Origin of the sequence: Butyrivibrio sp., from assembly GCF_017635265.1 — a bacterium.
Taxonomy (GTDB): Bacteria; Bacillota; Clostridia; order Lachnospirales; family Lachnospiraceae; genus Butyrivibrio.
This window is the reverse complement of the sequence record NZ_JAGBLU010000115.1, coordinates 1-7,497: the sequence shown is the minus strand read 5'-3', so window position 1 is coordinate 7,497 and position 7,497 is coordinate 1. Positions and strand designations below refer to the sequence as shown.

General features: G+C 39.7%; 7 protein-coding genes. All 7 read right to left on the bottom strand.

Translation table 11 applies throughout. The features are described from left to right. Positions 1 to 193: 193 nt before the first annotated feature. The 7 genes from J6O61_RS14225 to J6O61_RS14195 all read right to left on the bottom strand — a co-directional run bounded on the left by J6O61_RS14225 (position 194) and on the right by J6O61_RS14195 (position 6,850). A complete protein-coding gene (locus J6O61_RS14225; protein WP_292214580.1) occupies positions 194 to 994 on the bottom strand; it encodes an ABC transporter permease in 801 nt (266 codons plus the stop codon). 69 nt (positions 995 to 1,063) lie between these two features. Further along, positions 1,064 to 1,816: an ABC transporter permease gene (locus J6O61_RS14220; protein ID WP_292214578.1), complete on the bottom strand. Its 753-nt coding sequence runs from the start codon at positions 1,814 to 1,816 to the stop codon at positions 1,064 to 1,066. A gap of 66 nt (positions 1,817 to 1,882) precedes the next feature. Further along, positions 1,883 to 2,848 (bottom strand): ABC transporter ATP-binding protein, encoded by a 966-nt coding sequence (locus tag J6O61_RS14215; RefSeq protein ID WP_292214576.1) that lies wholly within the window; start codon positions 2,846 to 2,848, stop codon positions 1,883 to 1,885. 173 nt (positions 2,849 to 3,021) lie between these two features. Further along, complete coding sequence (locus J6O61_RS14210) at positions 3,022 to 3,648, bottom strand: GDSL-type esterase/lipase family protein (protein ID WP_292214574.1); 627 nt, start codon at positions 3,646 to 3,648, stop codon at positions 3,022 to 3,024. Positions 3,649 to 3,827: 179 nt separating this feature from the next. Then, on the bottom strand, positions 3,828 to 4,724 hold the full coding sequence (locus J6O61_RS14205; protein ID WP_292214572.1) for a Uma2 family endonuclease: 897 nt from the start codon (positions 4,722 to 4,724) through the stop codon (positions 3,828 to 3,830). Between the two features lie 85 nt (positions 4,725 to 4,809). Then, positions 4,810 to 5,625: a nitroreductase family protein gene (locus J6O61_RS14200; protein ID WP_292214570.1), complete on the bottom strand. Its 816-nt coding sequence runs from the start codon at positions 5,623 to 5,625 to the stop codon at positions 4,810 to 4,812. A gap of 127 nt (positions 5,626 to 5,752) precedes the next feature. Further along, positions 5,753 to 6,850 carry a radical SAM protein gene (locus J6O61_RS14195; protein WP_292214567.1) on the bottom strand — a complete coding sequence of 366 codons (1,098 nt, stop codon included), beginning with the start codon at positions 6,848 to 6,850 and terminating at the stop codon, positions 5,753 to 5,755. Positions 6,851 to 7,497: the final 647 nt, after the last annotated feature.

Below are 7,497 nucleotides of genomic sequence, written 5' to 3'. Positions count from 1 at the left end.
TCATATGAGCCAAAACTCCTTTATTCAAGCTTGGTTGGCGAACCCAAAAATCTTGTAATATCGGAGTTTTTCTACTTTAAGCTAAAGCAGCTGTTGTCCCCCTGCATAGCAGGGGGTTTTATTAAAGATGCTACACAAAAAGAGCGGTAGATCTTTTTATTTTGATCTACCGCTTCATATAATGCCTTCTTTATCAGCTGCCTGTTGACCTGTAATGCCTCATACCTAAATGGAAAAATACTGTCATTACTGCAAATACTATAGCTCCTGACAGCGGCGTTACAAAAGCTGTCCAGGAAGGCCAGCCATATAAGGGTTTATCCAAAATCCACGACGCCGGAACATGCATTGTAAGAGCAAATGGAGCAATAACAGTAAAAAGAGCTCTAAGTGGAAGCGGGTATATATCGATCGGATACTGGCAGGCGCTCCGCCCTCCGTAGGTTATAGCATTTACCAGTTCCACGGATTTTACACTGAAAATAGAAAAGATTGCCTCAATCATAAAAAGTCCCAATATAAGAAGGCAGCTCATGGCTATGGACTCAACCAAAGCAAGCACCTTAAGGGGGCTCCAGGCAATTCCTGAAAGATTACTTCCCATAATAAGCGCCGCCACACCAACTGCAATGCAGGTAATTCTTCTTGGGTCTGTTCCACCGCACAAAACCTGAGTAAGCACACCTCTTGGTCTTACAAGAAAAGTATCCAGCCGCCCTGTTCTAATCATGGATGGGAAGTCTCCTGTGATTCCTCTTCCAAACAACTCAGTGAGGTAAAAGGATACCGACATTATTCCGAAAAAGAAATACAGATTTCCTCCACTCCACCCTTTCAAACTCTCAAATCTGTCAACTATAAGAATGACCACCATCATCTCACCGCCCTCCATAACCAGCTGGGCGAGAGTCTGCATGATAAAAGAAGACGGATACTGCAACTGACTTTTAAGAAGCATCCCTATTGATTTTATGTACAACTTAAGTGTATTCATATATTTTTCCCAATCCAATAACTTTCCAAATATTGACAACGACGTAGCTATGCATTAATTTTCAGATGTTCAGCCTCCCTGAACTATCATGCGTTTCTTGTTTGCATTCCACATAGCCTCGCCCAATGCAATAAGAATTACCACCCAGAAGGCCTGAATGGCATAGATCCTTAAAGCCTCGTTTGGCATGAAGCTTCCCGTATACAGCCTGATGGGCGCATCAAGGAGCTGCGCATATGGTAAAAAAGTAATAACTTTTTGCCAGCTTTCCGGAAAAAGAGTCAGGGGAAGAAGGTTTCCTGAAAAGGTCATCATCAAAAGATTAAGCAGTCCCTGCATTCCTCTTGGATCAAGGGTCTTCATGGTAAAAGCAACAGTGATATTTTCAAGAGCGCAGACGCACAAAAGGCCCAAAAAGAGAGCTGGTATAGCAGCTAAAAATCCAGGTAAAGATGCAGGAAGCCTTATTCCCCATCCCATGGGTAGTAAGGAAGCCAGCACCAGCATAGGAACGGCACGCATGATACTTCCCATTAGTTTCTGAGCCATGATCCTGGCATAGTAAAATCCGTACATATCTACAGGCCTGCACATATCATAGGCTATATCCCCTGATTTTATCTTGTCCACCAGCTCTGAATCAGAAGCCAGCATCATTCTAAAGAAAGCCTGCTGCAGCCATACATAAGTTGCAACGCTTTCAAAAGGCAAAGACTGGGGCTTTCCTGCATAAAGCGCCCTGTATAGCGCAACCAGAATAAGACCAAAGAACATCTGACAAGCAATTCCTCCGATCATCGCCCCTCTATATTGAAGCTCCATACGAATCCTCATTTTAAAAACTGTAAAATATGACATGGTCACCCTCTGTTAATTAATTTTTCTTTTTTACAGATCAAGTTCCTTGTACATTGCAGCAATCAGATGATCCGTATTTTCCGGCTGCAAAGTAAGTTCCCGTATATTCCCGGCATCCTGCAGCATTCCCAAAAGGTTTGATGTCGGAAAATCAGATGGATTGTAGCTCAGTTCAATTCCATCTTCAGTCTGTTTCCATTTAATTCCTTCAGGAAGTCTAAGATCTGCCATCTCTCCATCATATTTAATATTCACATTGCGAACTGTATCGTAACGCTCAAGAAGATCCTGAAGCTTTCCGTCAAATAGTTTTTTACCATGCCCAAGAACCATAACCCTCGAGCACAGTGCCTCAATATCTTCCATATCATGGGTTGTGAGCATGATGGTTGTACCATACTCTCTGTTTTCCCATTTAAGAAAATCCCTCAGAGAAAGCTTACTTACCGCATCAAGGCCGATTGTCGGCTCATCAAGAAATAAGAGCTCGGGCCTGTGAAGAAGTGATCCGCACAGCTCTGCCCTCATCCTCTGTCCAAGACTAAGGAGCCTTAGCGGTGTCCTTAAAAGTGGTTCAAGATCAAGGGCGCCAGTCAGCTCTTTTAACCTTGATTCATAATCCCCCTTAGGAATCCTGTATATATCCCTAAGAAGCATATAGCTGTCGATTATGGGAACATCCCACCAAAGCTGGCTTCGCTGTCCAAAAACAACTCCTATATTCTTAACGTGACTTTTTCTCTCCTTCCAGGGAACGATTCCTCCAACCTTTACATCTCCACCATCCGGCGTCAGGATTCCCGAAAGAATCTTGACCGTAGTTGACTTTCCTGCTCCGTTAGGCCCTATATATCCTACAAGTTCCCCTTTTTCAACAGAAAAAGAAACATCTTTTAGGGCATTCACAATTTCTTTTTCCCTTAAAAGTTTTCCTTTTTCACGTTTCTTTTTTACTGTAAAATCCTTCTTTAAGTTATTGACTTCTATATAGCTCATAACAGCTCCTTGATGTTGAGTGGGTGGTAAGTATCTCTAGTATCTCTAGTCTCTTGAGTCTCTTGAGTCATTATATACATAGTAAAAGCAGCGTACAATCCAAAACCTGAATCATACGCTGCCAAATATATTCCTGCCAGGGAAATCCTTACTCACAACAAGACCATATATAATCACGCTATCATTTCTTCAACCTTCTTACAGATAACATCTGCAAATATCTTGTGTCCTTCCTCATCCATGTGTTCATCATCAACGGAGCTTGGATTAACATAATCAGAAGCTGCAAGGAAACCTACTCCTCTTTTATTTGCAATACTTTCATAAACAGCCTTTAACTCTTTGCTGGTATTGACAGAATCAGTGTCAAACTCCGGATCTTTATCAGGATGCCAGACATCATCGCCAAGATGAATTGGCGATACCAAAAGAATTTTCTCAGGCTCAACATATTTTTCCAATATATCAAGGCATCTCTCGATTCCCTTTCCGATTACATAGGCCGATGCATTGTAAAAGCTCTTGCAGTCATTGGTCCCAAGCATGAGAATAACTCCATCCACCGGGTACTGACTCTCCAAAAGAGGATCAAGTATGCTTACTGCCTTACGTCCCGGGCGAAGCTCATCTTCAAATATGGTAGTTCTTCCGCAAAGCCCCTCTTCTGCAACTCTCACATCACTTATCTTATTCTGAAGAATACTTGTCCATCGTACTCCCCAGGGATATCTTTCTTTAGTTCTCGAACCGGGAACAAGTCCCCATGTATTAGAATCACCAAATGCCATAATCTGTTTCATGATTTTCTTTTCCTTAAAAAACATACATCAATTTCTATGCTCTTATTATCCAATAGATGAATTCTTTTGTATAAGACATGAAACTTATAGGTGGATATAACTTTTCTTTTGCATAGAAATACGCCCCAGTTGTAATTTACAACCGGGGCGTACTTCTGAATGCCATATTAGTATATTGGTTAAATCAGCATATCATTCATTTTTATTGTCAGCTGCCCATTATAGATATATAGAGGAATATCATCATCAAAACTATATATGTATGCCATCATAGGCTCGCCTTCAATATAAGTGGTAACTTTCTCCTTTTCTGTGTCAACTATCCAATACTCCCTAACTCCACTTCCCATGTATTTATGCATTTTCTCATTATAGTCTCTATGCCTGGTACTTGGAGATGTCACTTCAATTACAAAGTCAGGAGCACCATATATAGCATCTTCGTGAACTTTCTCGCCTTCGCATACAATCAAAACATCGGGGATAAGAGATGTATATTCGTCTTCATCAAGTCTTACATTGACTCCAACGTTGAACATCTGACACTTGCCTTTATTAGATGAAATAAAATTATCCAGTACTCTCCCCAAATTCTGAACTATACGTTGATGTCCTATCCCTGGAGCCTCATTAAAGATCAAATGGCCGTCTAAAAGTTCAATGAGCTTATCCTCTCCGATTTCATGCAAAATTGACACATCAACTCTGTCAGCTTTTCGAAGCGCAAGATTACCATCACTTTCATTAAGAATTGGTATAGCATATGGAATTGGGGCATCATTTAAATTATTGTCTTCCCTATACTTCTTTTCAAATTCCTTCTGATCAACATTTTCGTCCCGATGACTTTTTATATAGTCCATCAATAGTTCCCTGTACTTTTTTATTCGTAGTAGCATTTCTTCATGCAGAAGTGCCCTATCAATTTTCTCGATAGTTATATACGATGGATTTTTAGTTTCACCAGTCATAACCTTACTAACCGTTCCAACTGGTAATTCTGCCAAATATGCCAATTGAGCTGTAGTTATTTTAAGAGCTTTTTTTCTATCCTTTAATTTTTTAATTTCATCCATAATAAAACCACTCCTATAAATTAATTATAGAAGTGGCTATGCAAAAGTCAATATATTTTACCCGTATGTGGGTATTTTAACTCAATTAAAACTCGTATGTCATAACATATTCTACCTGATCAGGAGTCTTAATGCCTGGATCTTCAATATTGCAAACAGGATTTCTCATTTCTGTTTTCATCTGGGTTTCAAAATGATACATGGCAATTCCGATGTCAATTTTCTGAAGATCGTAATTGGCTGAAACAAAGCCTTTATCATGGTGCTCATAAAAATGAGCTTTCTTACCATCTATAACAATTCTCCAGGGCTGCTTATTTACTGCTGATGGAGCATATTTTACAACTTCAAGATCATCAAAAAGACCATGTGTCTTAGCGTACTGCTCATCAATAGGGGTGTTAAAATCTCCGTCAAAGAAGAGCTCTTTGAAATCAAGTCTTGTATCTGCCTTGACTCCTTTTCTCATAAGTACTTCTTTTACGCCCATTTTCTTGGCTGTAACACCAAGCGGACTTACACATGGCATAACCTCATCCTCTCCAAGATTTGATGCCTCTTCAAATTTTTCTCTTGGCATTGTTCCGCCTATCATAACTGTTCCAAGTCCAAGCTCGTGAGCTTCCATGAGGAGCTTTTCAAAGCTGTAGCCATAAGCTTCCTCTGCATGCTCCTGCTTTTTAACAACAGCACTTACATAGAGCTTTTCACCTGAAAGAACCGGGCTTGAGAGCTTATGCTCAGCAGCATCAAGGAAAATGAATCTTACATCTACTCCGTACGGATTGGAAATAGTCTGCGCAAAAGCCTTAAGTTCTTCAATAACTTTTACATCAGGCATATTGCCATCGAATGTTCTTACGCTTCTTCTGCTCTTTACAAGTTCCACAAAACTTTTCATTTTGAACACACCTCTCTACTAATCTTTTTTCCCATTAACTTATAGAATATTGAATTTATTCTCTAAAACTTAAAATAAGCAAAGGCAAGTTTGAATTTATATATAACACTTCTCTCAAAACTCTTTTTTATACAGCGCTTCCAAGAAGTACCTCTACTTCTTTTCTCTTTTCATATAAAACGCACCCACCATCATGATCATCAAGAAGGACTCCCTCAGTCTGAAGAGCCTTAAAAAGTCTCGAATTAATTGCTTCTCTTAGAGAAGTATCTTTTACATTTATATCAGAATATGGTGAAAATGGACAAGGCTCCGCTCCGCCGTGAGAGTTGATGTGAAAGAATCCTCTACCGGCAGCTATGCAACCTCCTGAGCTCTTTTCATCTCCCGGGAATGAAACAAATACCATCTCAGGGTGCTCTACCCTTAGCCTTGCGATTTCTTTTTTAAGATACTCTCTGTCTGCATCTCCCGGAGCCAGATGCTTTGAATCTTCTGTGACAGGGACAAATTCAACAAATATAACAGCCTTGCATCCCTTGTCAGAAAGCATGCTGATGAACTTCTCAGATGAAACATCTTTAAGGTTCTCAGTAGTAACTGTTACAGATGATCCGTAAATAAGGCCTCTTTTATTCAGCTCATCCATGTTGGAAACGAGCTTGTCATAAACGCCCTCACCTCTTCTTGAGTCAGTAGCATCCTTTTCACCCTCAATACTCATGATAGGAACAAGGTTTCTGTTCTTATCGAACATATCAAAATACTTATCTGCCATGTACGTACCGTTTGTGAATATCGGGAAAAGAATATTCTGCTTTTTTCCGGCTGCCTCAATTACACCTTTTCTTAAAAGAGGCTCTCCACCTGCCAAAAGGATAAAGCTGACTCCAAGATCATCTGCCTCATTAAAAACTTTCAGCCAATCTTCATCTGAAAGCTGCTGCACCGGCTCAGAATCCTCAGTTGCATTATTACATCTTGAATAACAACCTGCGCAGTGAAGATTGCAGCTGCTTGTTATGCTGGCAATGAGAAAAGGTGGAATATGCTCACCTTCTTTTTCAAGACCTGCTCTTTTTTTGGAAGCAGCCTTTGACGCAAGTGCAAACTTAGCCATATATGCACTTTCTTTAGGATTTTTAAGAGTTGCTTTTATAGCATCCGCAACTACTCTCTCTACTCCTTTAGTCATATATTCCTGGATATTAAAATCATTAGCCATAACATATTCTCCTACATATCGCAGAGTTATACACTCTGCACATCGCAGCTACTATATCAGTACTTAACATTAGTTTTAGTGATGGTGTTTATCATTATACCACATTTTATATTTTTTGCAATTATATTGTTGCCAATGTTTTAGAAAGCTTCTTCCAGCTCATTTTTATGGGTGTAGGCATATTACACTAAAAAAGACTTTGCTTATATTAAGGTAAATGTTTAATACTAACTGAATTTCCTGTATTCTGTATGGATGTAAGTGGATTGGTTGCGTGCGCCACCCCTGACTGAACCTAATGGAAACGCTGAACCTGTCTTGCCGACGGTGAGGATGATGGGAACAGTAGAGGACTAGTTGGTGATCTATTGCGGAGAATGACACTTGCTATATTCAATCCATGGCTTTTGAGTGTCAGATTCCGTTTATCTTATGCATTATAGAAAATAATAGCAAGCAACCTACGGTGGTGTAGCTTAGATATCAGCTGTTAATCTCCCAAATAACATTGCGGGTAAAAAAAGCAAAATCCAAGTATTTACCCATGATTTAGTGTAAACTACTACCCATGTCAAGGACAGTATTTGAAATTTACACCCATTTTTTAGACCAGCATCTTCTTTGGATATTCTCCGGTTTTTATGTAT

Coding starts and splice junctions, on each gene's coding strand:
- J6O61_RS14200 (WP_292214570.1), bottom strand. CDS start 5,625: ATGAAAAGTTTTGTGGAACTTGTAAAGAGCAGAAGAAGCGTAAGAACA.
- J6O61_RS14215 (WP_292214576.1), bottom strand. CDS start 2,848: ATGAGCTATATAGAAGTCAATAACTTAAAGAAGGATTTTACAGTAAAA.
- J6O61_RS14220 (WP_292214578.1), bottom strand. CDS start 1,816: ATGGAGCTTCAATATAGAGGGGCGATGATCGGAGGAATTGCTTGTCAG.
- J6O61_RS14205 (WP_292214572.1), bottom strand. CDS start 4,724: ATGGATGAAATTAAAAAATTAAAGGATAGAAAAAAAGCTCTTAAAATA.
- J6O61_RS14195 (WP_292214567.1), bottom strand. CDS start 6,850: ATGGCTAATGATTTTAATATCCAGGAATATATGACTAAAGGAGTAGAG.
- J6O61_RS14210 (WP_292214574.1), bottom strand. CDS start 3,648: ATGAAACAGATTATGGCATTTGGTGATTCTAATACATGGGGACTTGTT.
- J6O61_RS14225 (WP_292214580.1), bottom strand. CDS start 994: ATGAATACACTTAAGTTGTACATAAAATCAATAGGGATGCTTCTTAAA.